At 69.7% G+C, this 17,087-nt stretch carries 16 protein-coding genes; 8 read left to right on the top strand and 8 right to left on the bottom strand.

All coding sequences use genetic code 11. The annotated features are described in order from the left end of the window. Positions 1 to 20 precede the first annotated feature (20 nt). Complete coding sequence (locus tag RAH40_RS05910; protein WP_306601161.1) at positions 21 to 659, top strand: HAD family phosphatase; 639 nt, start codon at positions 21 to 23, stop codon at positions 657 to 659. Here the strand turns inward: RAH40_RS05910 and RAH40_RS05915 are convergent. From RAH40_RS05915 to RAH40_RS05935, 5 genes are all read right to left on the bottom strand, one after another. Next, positions 574 to 1,671, bottom strand: coding sequence for a hypothetical protein (locus tag RAH40_RS05915; protein WP_306601162.1), 1,098 nt, complete (start codon positions 1,669 to 1,671; stop codon positions 574 to 576). The genes RAH40_RS05910 and RAH40_RS05915 overlap by 86 nt on opposite strands. Positions 1,672 to 1,676: 5 nt before the next feature. Beyond that, positions 1,677 to 2,927 (bottom strand): M56 family metallopeptidase, encoded by a 1,251-nt coding sequence (locus RAH40_RS05920; RefSeq protein ID WP_306601163.1) that lies wholly within the window; start codon positions 2,925 to 2,927, stop codon positions 1,677 to 1,679. After that, positions 2,924 to 3,310, bottom strand: a complete 387-nt coding sequence (locus RAH40_RS05925) for a BlaI/MecI/CopY family transcriptional regulator (RefSeq protein WP_306601164.1) — start codon at positions 3,308 to 3,310, stop codon at positions 2,924 to 2,926. The genes RAH40_RS05920 and RAH40_RS05925 overlap by 4 nt, the downstream gene beginning before the upstream one ends. Before the next feature lie 97 nt (positions 3,311 to 3,407). Then, entirely contained in the window at positions 3,408 to 4,613 is a 1,206-nt protein-coding gene (locus tag RAH40_RS05930) for a Fic family protein (RefSeq protein ID WP_306601165.1), read from the bottom strand. Positions 4,614 to 4,670: 57 nt separating this feature from the next. Further along, positions 4,671 to 7,013: a penicillin-binding protein 1A gene (locus RAH40_RS05935; RefSeq protein ID WP_306601166.1), complete on the bottom strand. Its 2,343-nt coding sequence runs from the start codon at positions 7,011 to 7,013 to the stop codon at positions 4,671 to 4,673. Between the two features lie 109 nt (positions 7,014 to 7,122). Between RAH40_RS05935 and RAH40_RS05940 the strand changes: the two genes are divergently transcribed. Then, positions 7,123 to 8,004, top strand: coding sequence for an NAD(+)/NADH kinase (locus tag RAH40_RS05940; protein WP_306601167.1), 882 nt, complete (start codon positions 7,123 to 7,125; stop codon positions 8,002 to 8,004). Positions 8,005 to 8,384: 380 nt separating this feature from the next. Next, a complete protein-coding gene (locus RAH40_RS05945; RefSeq protein WP_373432569.1) occupies positions 8,385 to 9,491 on the top strand; it encodes an IS110 family transposase in 1,107 nt (368 codons plus the stop codon). Positions 9,492 to 10,019: 528 nt separating this feature from the next. On the opposite strand, the gene truB is transcribed toward RAH40_RS05945, so the two are convergent. Together truB and rbfA are read right to left on the bottom strand one after the other, a co-directional pair. After that, on the bottom strand, positions 10,020 to 10,907 hold the full coding sequence (gene truB / locus RAH40_RS05950; protein ID WP_306601169.1) for a tRNA pseudouridine(55) synthase TruB: 888 nt from the start codon (positions 10,905 to 10,907) through the stop codon (positions 10,020 to 10,022). Continuing rightward, the gene (rbfA, locus tag RAH40_RS05955; RefSeq protein WP_306601170.1) at positions 10,904 to 11,308 is read right to left on the bottom strand and encodes a 30S ribosome-binding factor RbfA; all 405 of its coding nucleotides are present in this window, start codon (positions 11,306 to 11,308) and stop codon (positions 10,904 to 10,906) included. The genes truB and rbfA overlap by 4 nt, the downstream gene beginning before the upstream one ends. A 65-nt stretch (positions 11,309 to 11,373) precedes the next feature. On the opposite strand from rbfA, the gene RAH40_RS05960 reads away from it, so the two are divergent. Genes RAH40_RS05960 through tpiA form a run of 3 tightly spaced genes read left to right on the top strand, consistent with a single transcriptional unit; the run spans position 11,374 to position 14,083 of the window. Then, entirely contained in the window at positions 11,374 to 12,117 is a 744-nt protein-coding gene (locus tag RAH40_RS05960; protein WP_306601171.1) for a class I SAM-dependent methyltransferase, read from the top strand. Between the two features lie 21 nt (positions 12,118 to 12,138). Further along, positions 12,139 to 13,332, top strand: coding sequence for a phosphoglycerate kinase (gene pgk / locus RAH40_RS05965; RefSeq protein WP_306601172.1), 1,194 nt, complete (start codon positions 12,139 to 12,141; stop codon positions 13,330 to 13,332). A 13-nt stretch (positions 13,333 to 13,345) separates the two neighbouring features. Then, complete coding sequence (tpiA, locus tag RAH40_RS05970; protein WP_306601173.1) at positions 13,346 to 14,083, top strand: triose-phosphate isomerase; 738 nt, start codon at positions 13,346 to 13,348, stop codon at positions 14,081 to 14,083. On the opposite strand, the gene RAH40_RS05975 is transcribed toward tpiA, so the two are convergent. Next, entirely contained in the window at positions 14,078 to 14,797 is a 720-nt protein-coding gene (locus RAH40_RS05975) for a zf-TFIIB domain-containing protein (RefSeq protein ID WP_306601174.1), read from the bottom strand. The genes tpiA and RAH40_RS05975 overlap by 6 nt on opposite strands. 91 nt (positions 14,798 to 14,888) lie before the next feature. On the opposite strand from RAH40_RS05975, the gene aroF reads away from it, so the two are divergent. Beyond that, a complete protein-coding gene (gene aroF, locus RAH40_RS05980) occupies positions 14,889 to 15,923 on the top strand; it encodes a 3-deoxy-7-phosphoheptulonate synthase (RefSeq protein WP_306601175.1) in 1,035 nt (344 codons plus the stop codon). Positions 15,924 to 16,002: 79 nt separating this feature from the next. After that, positions 16,003 to 16,959 carry a hypothetical protein gene (locus tag RAH40_RS05985; RefSeq protein ID WP_306601176.1) on the top strand — a complete coding sequence of 319 codons (957 nt, stop codon included), beginning with the start codon at positions 16,003 to 16,005 and terminating at the stop codon, positions 16,957 to 16,959. Positions 16,960 to 17,087: the final 128 nt, after the last annotated feature.

The raw sequence follows: 17,087 nt of genomic DNA on the forward strand, positions 1-17,087 counted from the left end.
TGGAGGCACGGAGGAACCGCGTGCCCGATCGACCAGCCCTTCTCTTCGACCTCGGCGGGGTCCTCATCGACTGGGATCCGAGGCACCTCTACCGGCAGGTCTACGGGAACGCGGAAACCGAGTTCTTCCTCAAGAACGTCTGCACCCCCCAGTGGAACCTCGCCCTGGACGGGGGCAGGCCCTTCGCCGAGGCCATCCGGGAAAAGCAGGCTTCCTGGCCCGAGTACCGGGAGGCCATCGGGTGGTGGTGGAGCCGCTGGGAGGAGATGCTCAACGGCACCGTCCCCGGCGCCGTTGAGCTCCTCACGGAGCTGAAGGACCTCGGCCAGCCCCTCTACGCACTCACCAACTGGTCCGCGGAGACCTTCCCCATGGCCCGGAAGCACTACCCGTTCCTGGACTGGTTCCAGGAGATCGTCGTGTCCGGGCGGGAGGGGCTGGTCAAGCCCGACCCCGCCATCTTCAAGGTGGCCGCGGAGCGCTGCGGCATCCCCATCGCGGGCACGGTCTTCATCGACGACTCCACGGCCAACGTGAACGCCGCCAAGGCGCTGGGCTTCGACGCCATCCGGTTCACCGGGGCGGAGGCGCTGCGGCGGGAGCTGGTGGCGCGGGGCTACCTGCCGAGGCGGATGGAGCCTGTTCCAGCATGGTCCTGATCGCCGCGGCCTCGGGCAGGCCCGCCGCCGCGGCCCGGTCCAGCCAGAGGCCGGAGGCGGCCCGGTCCGCGGCCACGCCCAGGCCGTGGTGGAGGCGCACGCCGATGTTCAGCATCGCCGTGGGATCGCCCAGGTCCGCGGCCTTCCTGAACCAGCCGTAGGCCTCGGCTTCGGCCGCCTCGCCCATGCCGCTGAGGCGCCGGCCCACCGCGAGGATCTCCGGGATGCCGCCGGCCGCGGCCCTGCTTCGCAGGCCGGCCAGTTCCTCCTGGAAGGCCGCGGACCGGAATTCCCGCTCCACGGACGCGCGGAAGGCCTCTAGGCTGCCGGGCGCCGCGTGGGCGGAACCTGGCCGCACCTCGATGATGCCCCCGGAGGCCAGGTCGATGGACAGGGCCTGGCCGCCCCGGGTCTGGGCCCAGAGCACGTCCCCGGCGAAGGCGGCCCACGCGGGCGGGGCCGGATCGCTCCAGGGGCGCCAGCCCCGCCGCGGGGGGAACCCAGCCTCGGCCAGGCTCCAGGCCAGCAGGCCCGGCGCCCAGCGGAGGTCCACCGACCGGGACCCCGAGGCGAGCGTCAGCCGCTCCTCCCAGGGGCTCCAGTCCGCGGGCGGAGCCGGTTTCGCCATGGGGCGCACGAGGCCCTGCCCGACTGCGCCCAGGGCCCAGTCGAAGCCCTGCACCTGCCCGCGGGCGAAGTCCCCGCCGCCGGCCACCGAAACCACCAGGAGGCCCGTGTCCGGGTCCAGGTCGGCCAGGGGCCGGGGGGTCTCCAGGCCCTCGGGGGCCGGCCCCAGCAGGCGCGGCGGGGGCGCGGGCCGGTCCAGCACGGGGCGGAAGGGCCGGATTCCCGACTTCAGGGCCTCGTGCACCATGTCGGCGCCGTTGCGAAAGCCCGCCTCGAAGTCCCGGCCTCCGGAGACCGGAGGCAGGGCGGCGCGGACCTGCTCGGGCCAGGCCTTGGGCCGGGCGCAGGCGCACAGCAGGAGGAGGCAGGCCGCGATCGCGCGCACGCGGCCTACCGCAGCCGGAACGGCATGGTGATCGTGAAGCGCGCCTTGACGGCCTTGCCGCCCCGCACCACGGGGGCGAACGTCCAGGAGCCGGCGTAGTCGATGGCGGTGGCGCGCAGCTCCTGGGGGCCGGAGACGGCCTCCACGGCCACGGGGACGCCCTGCTCGTCGACGGTCACGCGGACCTCCACCGTGCCCTGGATGCGGGCGATCTTGGCCAGGGGCGGGTAGGCGGGGGCGTCGGGCTGGTGCGCGACCTTCACCTGGCTGAAGTCCAGCTCGGCCACGGGCCGGGTGCGGGGCGCCTGGCACGCGAGGACGGCGGCCCCCGCGAGGACGGCGGCGCCCAGGAGGAGCGCGAGGCCGCGGAAGGAGGGGACGCTGGCGTCCCGGGGCGTGAAGAGGCGGGTGATGCGTGGCATGAGGTCTCCTTTGGCCGCGCCGAGGGCGAACGGCGGTTCGGATTCGAAGGGAAGGGTCCGCCGCAGGCGCTCCAGGGCCGAAAGCCCCTGGGCCAGCAGGAAGGGATCCCCGCAGACGGCGGCCGCGGCGTCGTCGCAGCAGTGCTCGCGGAGCTCCCGCACGTGGCCGGACAGCCACCATGCGGCGGGATGGAAGAACAGGAGCGCCTCCGCGGCGGACTGCAGGAGGTTGGCGAGGTAGTCCCCCCGGCCCACGTGGGCGAGCTCGTGGGCCAGGACGGCCTCCAGGGCCGCGGGGTCGAGGTTCAGGAAGGCCGCGGCCGGAACGAGGAGGACGGGGCGGCGCCACCCGATGACCAGGGGGGAGTCCGCCTTCTCCGTGACGCGCAGGTCCAGCGGACGCCGGACCCCCATGCGGGAAGCGAGCCTCGCGGCCGCGGCCCGCCAGGCCTCGGGGGCCGGGACGGAGGGCCGGACGTAGGCCCGGTCCAGCCACCACAGGCCGCCCCCCAGGCGCAGCGTCATGAGCGACGCGCCCAGGATCCAGGCCAGGGCGAGCCACGGCGTCGCCGCCGGGACCCCCTGGCCTTCCTGCGCCAGCACCCGCACCGCCCCCTCCAGCGCCCGGGAAGGCTCCCCGGGAGCGGAGATGAGGAAGGTGGCCGCCGGCACCGCGACCATGGCGCCCAGCATCGCGCAGGCGAAGCCGTACCGCGTCCGGGCGGACCTGCGGCGCAGCAGGAGGAGCCCGCCCCAGGCCGCGAGGCCCAGGAGCGAAACCTCCCAAAGCGCGTGGAACAGCACGAGCCCCAGGCGGGTCAGGAACGGGATCATCTCCGGTCCTCCTTGAGCCGGGCCAGGAGAGCCTGGATCTCGTCCAGCTCCCCGTCGGTGGCCCTGCGGCTGCCCAGGGCCCGCACCACGAGGGAGGCGGCGCTGCCCTGGAAGGCCTTCTGCAGAAGGTCGTCCAGGAGGCAGGCCTGGGTGGGCTCCTCGCCCTGGGCGGCCTGGTACACGTGGGTGCGCGTCGTCTCGTCCCGCGTCACCAGGCCCTTTTCCACCATGATCTGCATGAGCTTGAGCACGGTGGTGTAGCCCATGTCCCGGCTCCTCGAAAGTTCGGAGTGCACGTCGCGAACCGTCGCGGAGCCGCGGTCCCAGAGCACCCGCAGGATGGCGAGCTCGCCATCGGATGGGCGGATCGGAGATCGGGTCATGGGGGCTCCAGGGGGGGGATGACCCTAGAATACGAACCGGTTCGTATTTGTCAACGAACCCATTCGTACTTTTACGTCGCCATGACAAATGCCCCGGTCAGGCCAGGAAATCCGTCCATTCGACCTGATAGGAGGTGCTCCGCCCTCCCCCCGACGCGGCCAGGCATCCCATGGCGGCGAGATCCGAAAGGTCCCTCGATGCCGTTATGAGGCTGCAGCGGTTGAGCGACGCGTACTTCCGCGTCGTCATCCCGCCCTGGAATCCGCCGGGTCCGGCTTCCAGCATGCGGTTGAGAGCCTTGCGCTGCCGTTCGTTGATGTCGTCCTCCCGGTGCCTTGCCCAGAACGCCCCTTTGGCCAGCGTGCGCCGCACGATCTGTTCGCACTGAAGGCAGGCTTCGGCCACCTGGTCGAGGAACCACTCCAGCCAGGGCGTGATCTCCATTCCGCTCCCGAAGGCCTGGGCACGCTCCAGCGCCGCGTAGTACTCCGGGCGGACCTGGAGGATCCGGTTCGACATGCGGGCCAGGGGAACGCCTGCGCGGTCCTGGGCGAGCGCCAGATCGGTCAGGGCCCTTCCTATGCGTCCATTGCCGTCATCGAAGGGGTGGATCGTCACGAACCAGAGATGTGTCAGCCCTGCCCGGACCAGACCGTCCAATCCGGCCTTCACCGATCCTTCGTTGAACCAGTCCAGGAAACGCTCCAGTTCAGGTTCCAGCACCTCCCTGGGCACCGCCATCAGGTGGACGATCGTCTCCTCCTCGGAAACCGGGGTCTCGACGCTGATCCGTCCGGGGCGCAGGATCCCGACGGCGATGTCAGGCCTGCTTTCCGGGAACAGGGCCCGGTGCCAACGGCACAGGCGCTCCAGGGACAACGGCGCCGCATGGTTCTGAAGGGCGTCCCAGAGCACGGCCGCGATGCCCTCCGCGTTCCGGTCGATGGGGGCGCCCGGGTCCACCGGCAACTCCAGATGGCGGGCCACGGAGGTGGCCATGGAGGCCGGATTGATCCGTTCGCCCTCGATGGCGCTGCTGCTGACACCTTCAAGTGCCAGGATCTCCGAAAGAACCTCACGCGAGGACTGCGGGGCCAGCACCTTCCCTGCCATCTGGAGCCGGCCCAGCGCTTGGCGCGCCTTTCCCAGGGGTTCCACCAGCCGGTCCCACTTCCAGGTGAACGCGGGCCAATCCGGGTGCTGCCAGATCCATCGGTCCTGGATCCGGTCGACGGGAGGGACCAGACCCCTGGCCAGGCGGAGGGGCTTGGCGGAGGAAAGGGCTGGTTTGGGGCGGCTCACGGCTAATCGCATCCTGTGGAGATGCGAATATACGATCTATTCACATCATGCGCAAGCTCACGGCAGCTCGATGGGCACCTGCACCGGCGGGCCGGGCACCGCGAGGTTGGCGCCCCAGGCGCGGTTCTCCACGGGCTGGGTGTTGGCCTTCTGCCGGGCCTCGCGCACCTTCTGGATGGCCTCGCCGGTGCTGGCGGACTTGGGGGCGGTGCCGGGCTTGAAGGCCAGGCGCACCAGGTCCGTGGCCTGGGTGGCGCTGGTGGCGGTCAGGCCGGTGTAGCGGTCGATGTCGGCCCACTCCATGCCCTCGGGCACCGGGAAGTCCTCCCTGGGGGTGGACGGCAGGGCGGCCTTCATGAAGTCCACCCAGATGGGCAGGGCCGCCTTGGCGCCGTCGGCGCCCCTGAAGATGGTCTTCTTGGCGTCCAGGCCCACCCACACGCCGCACGTGATGCGGGTGGAGAAGCCCAGGAACCAGGCGTCGGTGTGGTCGTTGGTGGTGCCGGTCTTCCCGGCCACGGGCCAGTTCAGCTCGTTGGCCCTGGCGCCGGTGCCGCGCTGGGCGACGCCCTGCAGGCACTGGATGAGCTGGAAGTTGCTCATGGGGTCCACCACCTGGTCGCCGGGGGACTGCTCGTAGTTCTCCAGCACGCGCCCGGAACGGTCGACGATCTTCTTGATGAGGAAGGGCACCGGGGCCTGCTTCCCGCCCAGCGCGAAGGTGCTGTAGCCCCGCACCATCTCCTTGAGGGTGAGGTCCGAGGCGCCCAGCGCGAGGCTGGGGTAGGGGTTCAGGTGGCCGCTGATGCCCGCGGCGCGGGCGAAGGCGATGACGCTGTCGATGCCGGTGAGCTCAAGGGTGCGCACGGCGGCCATGTTCCGCGAGTCGCGGATCGCCTCCCAGATGGGGATGGGCCCCCAGTAGTCCCGCTCGTAGTTCTTGGGCTCGTAGACCGTCGCGTCGTAGGTGAAGCGGGTGGGAACGTCCTCGACCATGGTTGCGGGGTTGAGGCCCTTGGCGAACGCCGCGCCGTACACGAAGGCCTTCATGGAGGACCCCACCTGGCGTTCCGCCTGCCAGGACCGGTTGAACATGGACCGCTTGAAGTCGTAGCCGCCCACCATGGCCCGGATCTCCCCGGTGCCGGGGTCCACGGCCAGCAGGGCCCCTTCCACGTCGGGCTCCTGGTCCAGCTCGAGCTTGACCGGCGCGCCGTCCTCGTTGGCCTGCTTGACGATGAACAGCGGGGCCGCGCCTCGCAGGAGGATCGACCGGATGGTCTTGGAGCCCGCCCAGGCGAAGGCGGAATCGGGCACCTCGACGGTGCGCTTGCCGATGCGCACCTCGGCGCCCCCGGCCTTCCAGGCAAGGATCACGCCCCGCACCGAATCCCCCGCCTCGAAGTAGCGGTTCCACCCCGGCAGGTTGACCTTCTCCGGGTCGCCCACGAACTGCACGCCGTCCTTGCGGTAGCCCCGGCGCCGGTCCACGGCCCGCAGCCCGGCGCGCACGGCGTCGTTGGCCGCGGACTGCCAGACCGAGTCGATGGTGGTGGTGACTTCGAGGCCGCCCTCCAGGACCTTGTCCTTGCCGTACTTCCGGTAGAGGTACTGGCGCACCTCCTCCACGGGATAGGGAGCCACCTGCTCCTCCCGGGCGTTCTCCCGGGCCAGCCGCACCGGGCGCTCCGAGAGCGTCTGGGCGTCGGCGTCCTTGATGTAGCCTTCGGCGGCCATGCGCCGGAGCACGTGGTTGCGCCGGGCCCGGGCCGCGGCCCTGGCCTTGGGATCGGGATTGTAGGGGTTGTACCAGTTCGGGTTCTGCACCAGGCCCGCCAGGAGGGCGCACTCCTCCACGCCCAGCTGCGGCGCGCTCTTGCCGAAGTAGAACTGGGAGGCGGCCTCGATGCCGTAGCGCCCGCCGCCGAAGTACACCTCGTTGGCGTACTGCTCGAAGATCTGCTTCTTGGTGTAGGCCTTCTCCAGCTTCAGGGCGAGGATGACCTCCTTGAGCTTGCGGTCCAGGCGCTTCTGGCGCTTGGCGGTGACGGTGCGGATCAGCTGCATGGTGAGGGTGGAGGCCCCTTCCCTTCGCCGGCCGAAGCTGGTGAAGAAATTGAAGCCGGCCCGCAGGAAGCCCCGGGCCGAGACGCCGCCGTGGCTCATGAAGTCGGAGTCCTCGGTGGCGATGACCGCGCCCACGAAGGCCCTGGGGATGTCCCCGAAGGGGATCACCACCCGGTTCTCCTCCGCGAAGACGCCGATGACGTCCCCGTTGCGGTCCAGGACCTTGGTGATGGTCTTGGGCACCCTAAGGGCGAAGAACGTGAGGAAGCTGTCCACGTCCCGGCTCATGACGGACCACGCCACGGCCAGGACGATGGCCGCGGTTCCGGTCAAGGCGGCCGTGACCCACCCGATCCATTTCCACGGGATCCGCCGCCCCGCCTTTCGAGGTTTCCGAGAGTTCTCCGCTTTCGTCGCCATGCTCCCAGGGTAACCTAAGGTCATGGTCCGACCCACCCTCGTTATCGTCGCGAAGAGCAGGTCCCCCTGGCTCGCCAAGGGCCTCGCGGATGTGGTCCCCACGTTCCTGGCCAGGGGCTGGGACGTCTGGGCCCATCCCAAGATCCAGGGCGCCTGGAACGCGGCGGGCCTGCCCCCGGAGGCCTTCCGCGGGGACCCCCGCTACGGCGAGAGCCTCCCGGTGCCCGACCTGTGCCTGGCCCTGGGCGGGGACGGCACCCTCCTGACCGCGGCCCGCCACGTGGGGATGAGGGGCACCCCCCTCCTGGGCATCAACCTGGGCTCCCTGGGCTTCCTCACCTGCCATCCCTCCGAGGAGGCCCGTGAGGTGGTCGAGGGCTACTTCCTGGGGGCCTTCCGCAAGGAGACCCGGACCATGCTGCACGCCCAGGTGGTCCGCGGCGACGACGTCCTGGGCGGCCGCCCCGCCCTCAACGACGCCGTGGTGAACAAGGGCGTGGTGGCCCGCATCATGGAATTCCGCATCCAGGTGGACGGCCACGACGCCGCCAGCATCAAGGCCGACGGCCTCATCGTGGCCACCCCCACCGGCTCCACCGCCTACTCCCTTTCCGCCGGCGGCCCGATCCTGTATCCCGCCCTGGACGCCTGGGTCATCTCCGGCATCTGCCCGCATTCCCTTACCTTGCGTCCCATCGTGGTCCCGGCCCACCTGCCCGTCTCCATCACCATGGACCGGGCCGAGGACGCCCACCTGACCCTGGACGGGCAGCTTGAGATGGAAATCCATGCCGGGGACCGGCTGGAACTGAGGAAATCGGAACGGGCGATCACGCTGATCCAGGATCCGGAGTCGAGCTTCTTCCACCTGCTCGGGGAAAAGCTGCACTGGTCGGACCGCTAGATATCATGTATTGGCCTGACACGAATCAGGCGGGCCGTTAGAACGAGATCCCCGGGGGCTCTGCCCCCAGACCCCCGGGATTTATCGCCTGAAGCCCAGAAACTGGGCCGGTTGGAAAGGCGGTTGCCAAGGACGGGGCCGGATGACTCCGGCCCACCCTGTTTCCGGGCCCGGGTCGGCGCTCGGGTCTCATCCCTGCGGTAGCCCTAACCTCCGCCCGGCTGTCTAAAGGGTGGTGCGCAAGGCCCACCGAGGCAAGGCCCCAGGCTCCTCAAAGGGGCCTGTCCGTCCTTAAATGACGCGGGTTAAGCTCAGTGCGCATTACACAACCGGCTCAGAGCCGTAATTGAGGAGGACAGGCCGTGAACGATTCTAGCAAGGTGAGCAAGTACGTCGGGCTGGATGTCCACAAGGAGACGATTGCGGTCTCGGTGGCTGAAGCCCACGAAGGGGAAGTTCGGTACGTGGGTGAGATCGCCAATACACCGGAGGCCGTGGTGAAACTTGTGAGGCAACTCCGGAAGGATGGCGCGACGCTTTCGTTCTGCTACGAAGCGGGCCCCTGCGGTTACATCCTTTATCGGCAACTACTCGCTTTACGGCTGGAGTGCCAGGTTGTGGCGCCGTCCCTCATTCCCAGGAAACCTGGGGACCGGGTCAAAACCGACCGCCGCGATAGTCTGACCTTGGCCAGGCTCCACCGGGCCGGGGAACTAACGGCAATATGGGTGCCCGACGAAGCCCAGGAGGCCCTGCGGGATCTGACCCGGGCTCGGGAGGACCTGAAGCATTTGCAGCACGTCGCCAAGCAGCGACTGTTGGCCTTCCTGCTGCGGCACGGGCGGACCTATTCCGGAAAAACCCGGTGGACCCAGGCCCATCTCCGCTGGCTGGAAACCATGAAGTTCGACCAGCCGGTCCAACAAATCGTCTTTCAGGAATATGTCGATACGGTCCAGGCCATGACCAGACGGGTTGCGGCCTTCGACGAGCAGATCGAAACCGCCGGATCGAGTTCGGCCTTCTCCAGGCTGATCGAAGGCTACATGGCCCTGCGCGGGATCAACCGCCTCACTGCGACCACGATCGTGGCTGAGATCGGCGATTTGAGGCGATTCGCCAATGCACCCCAGTTGATGAAGTATCTGGGGGTGGTTCCCAGCGAGCATTCCAGTGGCGAGACCCGGTCCCGCGGGGGGATCACCAAGACCGGCAATGGCCATGTGCGCAGGGTCCTGGTGGAGGCAGCATGGACCTACCGGCATCCCGCGAGGAAAACCCCGAGCCTGCAAAGACGGGCCGAACGTGCTCCAGAAGCAGTGCAGACCATCGCCTGGGCTGCACAGAAGCGCCTTTGCGCACGCTACCGGCAGTTCGAGGCCAGGGGCAAGAAGAAGGTCCAGACCTGCACGGCCATCGCCCGCGAGCTGACCGGCTTCCTCTGGGCCATTGGCCAGGCCCTGCCACCGCCTACCACCAAGCCTTAGCTGGCTGAAGTGCAGCCGCAGTGTGTCGGCAGCAGAACGGACAACGGTGGGAGAATCCTCGAACCCTCTAAGAGGCATTCGCTTCTGGAATGACCCTCGCCACTAGATCGAGGCAGCTCCTCGACGAACCCGTTGTCATGCGGTACCCAACCCGCGCATATCAGACTGATCAACCGTCGGCATGCCGTCCGTTCTGCTCCCTACACACTGCCGGAAAAGAGAAATAGTTGGCTGCCAGCCTTGACAGGCCAATACATATCAGAGGGTGTTTTAGAAATAGAAGGCCCCGCGATGATGGCACCGTGCCCGGCAAATCAAGGAAGGCGAGGAAAACCGATGCGGGACATCGGTCGACGAGCCTGACGCAGAGTTGGCGGGCACGCTGCCATCACCCGGAGGGCGGTGCCCAGAAGCGCGCTTATCGTGCGCAATGCCCTTGAATGGATTCCCAATCCATCCTGCGGGCATTGCGCACGATAATCACGCTTCTGGACACCGTCGCGGGGCCTTCTATTTCTAAAACACCCTCTAGATTCCGCCCCGCAGATTCGCGCAGGTCCAATAGGCGCCTTCCTTTTCCCGCAGGAGCGCCACGGTCCTCCCCTGGTGCACGCCCGCCACCGGCGCGCCGGGATCGGGGAAGCCCGAAGGCAGCGCCCACGCGGGCGCTTCCAGGCCGCCCAGGGGCACCGGGCGCCCGTGCAGGAGGTGGTCGGCCTCCAGGTCGTCCAGGACCCGGACGGAGCACCAGGGCAGCACGTCCCGCCCCTCCAGGACCACCCGGTTCCCGCTGCCGGGATCCTCCCAGGGGCCGATGGCGGTGCGCACGAGGCCCTTCAGGTGCGCGGGGCGCCCCAGGAGGCGCCCGATGTCCCGGGCCAGGCTCCGCACGTAGTAGCCGCCTTTGCAGGTGATGCGCAGGAGGGACTCCCCGGGCAGGTCGTGGGAGATCCACTCGGCCTCGTGCAGGTAGACCCGGGAGGGCCTCATCTCGAAGACCTCGCCGCGGTGGGCCTTCTTGTAGGCGGCCTCGCCGTCGATCTTCTTGGCGCTGGTGGCGGGGGGGATCTGGTCGGTCCAGCCCAGGAAGCCCGCCAGGACGCCCTGGAGGGCCTCCAGGGAGGGCGCGGGGCCTTCGGCGGTCACCAGGCCCATGTGGTCGCCGGAATCGGTCTCCGAGCCCCAGGCGACCCGGGCCAGGTAGGTCTTGGGCAGGGGGTGGAGCAGCTCCATGAGGCGCGTGGCCTGGCCCGCCAGCACCAGCAGGAGCCCCTCCGCGAAGGGGTCCAGGGTGCCGCCGTGGCCCAGGGCGAACTTCTTGAGCCCGGCCTCCCAGGCCTCGTGCTTGAAGGTCCGGACCACGTCGAAGCTGCTCTGGCCGACCTCCTTGTGGACGAGGTGGACGCCGGGGATCAAGCCTCTTCCCCGGCCGCGGGAGAAGGCACGGACTCATCCTCGGGCACGGGAGGACGCGCCGCCTCCTCCTCCTTGATCTTCTGGAAGATGGCCTCGATCTTGTTGCCCTCCTCCAGGGTGGCGTCCGGGAAGAACTGCAGCTCGGGCACGCGGCGCATCTTGAGGTGCTTGGCCAGGTGGGTGCGCAGGAAGCCCGCGGCGCGGCCCAGGGCCTTGCGCGAGCGGTCCAGCTGGGCGTCGTCGCCCAGGACGGTGTAGTAGACCCGGGCGATGCTGCGGTCCCCGGTGATGCGCACGGCCGTGAGGGTCAGGAACCCCAGGTCGGGATCCCGGAGTTCCCGCTGGATGAGGGTGGAGAGCATGAACTGGAGTTGGTCTTCGATCTGTTGGGGGCGGAGCATGACGGTTCCTCGAAGGGATAGTGTAACCGCGCAGCCGTGAGAGGATGGTCACGGGAGGGTCGCGCGTGCCGGAATGGTTCAAGGACTGGTTCGACCAGGATTATGCGGCCATCTACGCCGGGCGCGGCCCCGAGGAGGCCGAGACGGCGGTGGCCATGGCCCTGGCGCGGGCCCCAGGCCTCGCCTCCGGGCCCGTCCTGGATCTGGCCTGCGGCTCGGGCCGGCACCTGGCGGCCCTGCGCCGCACCAATGACCTGGCCTTCGGCCTGGACCTCTCCAGGGACCTCCTGGCGATGGCGCCCGCAGAGCTCCGCCCCTGGCTCCTGCGGGGCGACATGCGGCGCCTGCCGGTGCGCGGGGGAAGCCTGGCGGGGATCTGCATGTGGTTCACGCCCTTCGGCTACTTCTCCGACGAGCAGAACCGGGCGCTGCTCCAGGACCTCCGCCGCCTCCTCCGCCCCGGAGGCGTGCTCCTGCTGGACTACCTCAACGCGTTCCAGGTGCGGGCCAACCTGGTGAAGGAGGACGAGGCCATGCACCACGGCCTGCGGGTGGTGAGCCGGCGGTCCCTGGAGGGCGGGCGCATCATCAAGCGCATGGACCTCACCCGCATCGACACCGGCGCCACGCGCCGGGTCACGGAATCCGTGCGCCTCTACGATCCGGGCGAGCTGGTGGCCATGGCCCGGGAATGCGGCCTGGAGCTGGTTTCCGAAGCAGGGGACTACCACGGCGGCGCGTTCGAGGCCGCCTCGTCGCCCCGCTGGATCGGCTTCCTCGGCCGGAATGGGGTAGACTGGGGTCAATAACGCCAATTCCGGGAGACCGCCATGTCGTTCAGAACCCTCAGGGACATTGATGTCAAAGGCCACCGGGTCTTCCTCCGCGCGGACCTGAACGTCCCCATCAAGGAGGGCGTGATCAAGGACGCCACCCGCATCACCGAGACCCTGGCCACCCTCCGCCACCTCCTGGACGGCGGCGCCTCCGTGGTGCTCTGCTCCCACCTGGGCCGCCCCGCGGGCACCGGGTTCGAGGCGGAGTTCAGCATGGCGCCCGTGGCCGCGCACCTCAAGGGCCTGGGCCTGGACGTGCGCCTGGCCAGCGGCGTCGCGGGGGAGGCCGTGGAGGCCGAGGCCGCCGCGCTGAAGCCCGGCCAGGTGCTGCTCCTGGAGAACCTGCGCTTCGACAAGGGCGAGACCAAGAACAAGCCCGAGTTCGCCCAGGCTCTCGCCAGGCTGGCCGACACCTACGTGGACGACGCCTTCGGGGCCTCCCACCGCGCCCACGCCTCCGTGAGCGGCATGGTGCCCTTCATGCCCGCGGGCCGCGCCGTTGCGGGCTTCCTCATGGAGAAGGAGCTCAAGGCCCTGGGCAAGGTCATGACCGACCCGGACAAGCCCCTGCTGGCCGTCATGGGCGGCAGCAAGGTCTCCGACAAGATCGACATCATCCGCCACTTCTTCGGCAAGGCCGACGCCATCCTCATCGGCGGCGCCATGAGCTTCACCTTCCTCAAGGCCCAGGGCATCCCCATCGGGAAGAGCCTCTGCGAGGACGACAAGCTGGATCTGGCCAAGGCCCTCCTGGCCGAGGCCGCGGCCGCCGGCACCCGGCTCCTGATCCCCTCCGACCACGTGGTCGCCGACGCCATCTCCGCCGATGCCGAGTGCGACATCACCCAGGACGCCGCGGTGCCCGACGGGAAGCTGGGCCTGGACATCGGCCCCGAGACCGTCGCCACCTATGCCGGCGAGATCCGCAAGGCCCGCACCCTCCTGTGGAACGGCCCCATGGGCGTGTTCGAGATCGACGCCTTCGCCAGCGGCACGCTGACCATCGCCGAGGAGATGGCCGACGCCGCCGACCGGGGCGCCTTCGTGGTGGTGGGCGGCGGCGACAGCGTCTCCGCGGCCAACAAGGCCGGCGTCACGAAGCGCCTGAGCCACGTCTCCACCGGCGGGGGCGCGAGCCTCGAATTCCTCAGCGGCATGGAACTCCCGGGCGTCGTCGCCCTCCAATAGATCGGATCACATGATGAGAATGGTCGTCGCAAACTGGAAGATGAACCACCTGCGCAGGGACGCCGAGGCCTTCTGCGCCGCGCTCCTGGCCTCCTACAAGCCCGTGGACGGCGTCGTCGCCGCCATCGCCCCGCCCTTCCCCCTCCTCCCCGTGGTGAGCCGGCTCGTGGCCGGGAGCGCGGTGCGGGTCTACGCCCAGAACGCCCACGCCGAGGCCAAGGGCGCCTACACCGGCGAGGTCTCCATGGCCATGGTCATGGACGCCGGCTGCACCGGCGTGCTCCTGGGCCACAGCGAGCGCCGCCAGTACAACGGCGAGACCGAGGCCACCCTCCTGCCCAAGCTCAAGGCCGCCGCGGCCCAGGGCCTCCTGCCCATGCTCTGCGTGGGCGAGACCCTCGCCCAGCGGGACGCGGACCAGACCCTCGACGTCCTGCGCGGCCAGCTGTCCATCCTGGCCCAGGCCCCCGAAGGCCCCCTCGCCGTGGCCTACGAGCCCGTGTGGGCCATCGGCACCGGCCGCGTGGCCACGGTGGAGCAGATCGCCGAGGTGCACGCCTTCATCCGCAAGGAGCTGGTCACCCTCATGGGCGGGGCCGGCGGGGACGTGCCCATCCTCTACGGCGGCAGCGTCACCCCCGACAACTTCCCGGAGATCCTCAAGGTCCCCCACGTGGCCGGCGGCCTGGTGGGCGGCGCCAGCCTTGACCCTGCCAAGTTCCTCAAGCTGCTGGAGATCGCGGCCCTATAACCAGCGGGAGAGGCCGAACAGGCCCCGGACGACCGCCTCCAGCCCCGGGCTGCTGAAGCCGTGGGCCTCGCCGGCGTCGGCCATGAGGATGCTCCTGGGGGCCTCGGGGGCGCTGTTCCGGCGCTTCTCCTCCAGGTCCCGGATCTCGCGCTCCCGGTTCTTGTCCAGGCCGCCGGCCTCGATGAACGCCAGCACCCGGCGCAGCTCGTCCCGGTCGAACCAGAGGCCGTGGTCCTTGCACGCGTCCAGGATCACCCCGGAGTTGCGGGCGTAGTTGACCCGGTTCATGAACTTCCCGCACAGGGCGCAGGGGCGGTAGCGGATCTCCTCGGCCTGGATGGGCCCCCGGGGCCCCTCCCCGGGCAGGGCGCCCAGCACGCCGCCCCGCTCCTCCCGGCCTCCGGCGATGCGCTCGAACTCCTTCTGGGCCACCCAGACCCCGCCGCAGGCGTTGCAGGAGTCCAGGTGCGCGTCCCCTACGGAAGTATGGACAAGCTTGGCCTTGCAGGCCGGGCAGGCCAGGTCGGTGAGGGCGGCCTCGTGGCGAGTGACCTGGGCGCCGCACCGGGAGCAGTGCGCGGCGTGCACCGAGACCATGCCCAGGCACCGGGGGCAGGCGACGGTGGCCAGCTGGCTCCGGCAGTAGGGGCACTGGACGTCGTTCTCCCCCACGGCGGCCCCGCAGGATCGGCAGTTCAGGGTCGCTGCTTCCATGATCAGTCCTCGTGGTTCCAGGATGCCCCGTGCCGCCATGCGCATCAAGACAGGTTATATCCGACCCGTTAAGATGGGATTGGAGGCAACGATGCTCATCCTCATGGAGCAGGGCGCGACGGCGGAACAGGTGCGGATCGTCATGGCCGTCCTGGAAGGGGCCGGGGTGCGGGCCTACGTCCAGGACTCGCCCGCGGCCACCAGCATCCTGGCCCCCAACGCCTCCCGGGTCCTCAAGACCGACCGCATCGAGCCCCTGGAGGGGGTGAGCCGGGTGGTGCCCATCACCTCCCCCTTCAAGCTGGCCTCGGCCGACGCCGCCCCGGGCCGCACCATCGTGGACGTGCGGGGCGTCAAGGTGGGCGGCCGCGGACTGGCCCTCATGGCCGGCCCCTGCGGCGTGGAGAGCCGCGAGCAACTGTTCACCGTGGCGCGCTACGTCGCCGAGAGCGGCACGCGGCTCCTGCGCGCCGGGGCCCACAAGCCGCGCACCAGCCCCTACGCCTTCCAGGGCCTGGGCCAGGAGGGCCTGGAGCTGCTGATCGAGGCCCGGCGGGAGTTCGACCTGGGCATCGTCACCGAGGCCACGGAAGTGGAGACCTTCGACGCCGTGGAACGCGTGGCCGACCTGGTGCAGATCGGCGCCCGAAACATGCAGAACTTCGCCCTCCTCAAGCGCGCCGGCCGTTCCGGAAAGCCGGTCCTCCTCAAGCGCGGCCCGGCCGCGACCCTGGAGGAGTGGCTCTTCGCAGCCGAGTACGTCCTGAGCGAAGGCAACCGCAACGTCATCCTCTGCGAGCGCGGCATCCGCACCTGGAGCGCCCACGCCCGCAACACCCTGGACGTCTCGGTCATCCCCGCCGCCAAGGCCCTCACCCACCTCCCCGTCATCGCCGACCCCAGCCACGCCACGGGCCGCCGGGACCTGGTGATCCCCTGCGCCCGGGCCGCCGTGGCCGCCGGCGCCGACGGGATCATCGTGGAGACCCACTGCCAGCCCTCCCAGGCCCTCAGCGACGGCCCCCAGGCGCTGCTGCCGCTGGATTTCATGCAGATGGCCGTGCAGGTCACGGCCATCCGGGAGCTGCTGGTGAAGGATACGGCCGGAGCCACCTTCTGCTTCTAGGGAAAAAACCGCATAAACCACTCAAAGCCCCCTTCCGTAGACAAGCGACTTGGCGACCTGTCTGCGAAGGAGGCAATGAATGCATGACCTGAATATCAGAAAATACTTCAGCCTCAGGCTCGCGACGGCATGGGGACTGGTCCTGCTGGCCGGGTGCGGCGGAGGGGGCGCGGGCGGCGCCCAGGCCCAGCCTGGGCCGCCGGTCTACGACCTCCTGTTCGACGGCCAGAATCCCGACGGCTCCCGCCTGCTCTACCGGGTGGGCCTGGACGGCGGCGCGCCGCAGGTGCTCGGCGCGGGGTACGAGGGCAACCGCCCCCATGCGCGGGCGGACGGGAAGAGCCTGGTCTACACCAGCTTCGGAACCGCGGAAATGCCGTCCCAGATCATGCTCGTCGAGGATTTGGCCAAACCCGCGGTACGGCTCTCGACCAACGGATCGGTGGTCGAACGGGAGGCCGTATGGTCTCCGGACGGCTCGCGCATCGCCTTCCACTCCCGGTTCGATGACGACGCCGGCGACATCTTCACCGCCCGAGTCGTCGGCCGGACCCTGGAGGACCCGCGCAACCTCACGCCCCATCAGCCCGGGAACGCCCTGGTGGACGGGGACGTCACCCCGGCCTGGTCCCCGGACGGCACCCGCATCGCCTTCACGTCCTACCGGGCGGGCAGCCCCGCCCTCTGGGTGATGAACGCCGACGGCACCCAGGCGCGGCAGCTCACGCCCACCGACACCAGCCACAGCGACTACTTCCCCACCTGGTCGCCGGACGGGACCCTGATCGCCTTCCAGCGCAGCGACCCCACCCGCTCCCGCATCGGGATCGTGCCGGTCAGCGGCGGGAGCCCGGGCTTCTGGGACTTCGAGGGCAGGGCCTATTCGCCTTCCTGGTCGCCCGACGGGAAATGGATCGCCTTCAGCGGGCTGGTGGACGGGGAATACGACATCCACCTGGTCAACCCGGAGGGCACCGGCCTGAGGCGGCTGGCCAGGGCGGGCGCGGACCTGGGACCAGCCTGGATCCGGCGCTAGACGAAGGGGCGCGGCCCCCACCGCCCGGGTGGGCGATGGCACGATGGACGTGGTCATGGCCAACTGGGCCCTGGGATTTGAGGAAGGCCAACGACCTGGCATTCCGTCCGATTTCCAGCACCCGCGGG

The organism is Geothrix sp. 21YS21S-2 (genome assembly GCF_030846775.1).
In the GTDB taxonomy this organism is placed as follows: domain Bacteria; phylum Acidobacteriota; class Holophagae; order Holophagales; family Holophagaceae; genus Mesoterricola.

Excerpts from the sequence above, each read along its gene's own strand:
- RAH40_RS05920 (WP_306601163.1), bottom strand. The coding sequence starts at position 2,927 with ATGATCCCGTTCCTGACCCGCCTGGGGCTCGTGCTGTTCCACGCGCTT.
- RAH40_RS05925 (WP_306601164.1), bottom strand. The coding sequence starts at position 3,310 with ATGACCCGATCTCCGATCCGCCCATCCGATGGCGAGCTCGCCATCCTG.
- RAH40_RS05940 (WP_306601167.1), top strand. The coding sequence starts at position 7,123 with ATGGTCCGACCCACCCTCGTTATCGTCGCGAAGAGCAGGTCCCCCTGG.
- rbfA (WP_306601170.1), bottom strand. The coding sequence starts at position 11,308 with ATGCTCCGCCCCCAACAGATCGAAGACCAACTCCAGTTCATGCTCTCC.
- pgk (WP_306601172.1), top strand. The coding sequence starts at position 12,139 with ATGTCGTTCAGAACCCTCAGGGACATTGATGTCAAAGGCCACCGGGTC.
- tpiA (WP_306601173.1), top strand. The coding sequence starts at position 13,346 with ATGAGAATGGTCGTCGCAAACTGGAAGATGAACCACCTGCGCAGGGAC.
- RAH40_RS05975 (WP_306601174.1), bottom strand. The coding sequence starts at position 14,797 with ATGGAAGCAGCGACCCTGAACTGCCGATCCTGCGGGGCCGCCGTGGGG.
- aroF (WP_306601175.1), top strand. The coding sequence starts at position 14,889 with ATGCTCATCCTCATGGAGCAGGGCGCGACGGCGGAACAGGTGCGGATC.
- RAH40_RS05985 (WP_306601176.1), top strand. The coding sequence starts at position 16,003 with ATGCATGACCTGAATATCAGAAAATACTTCAGCCTCAGGCTCGCGACG.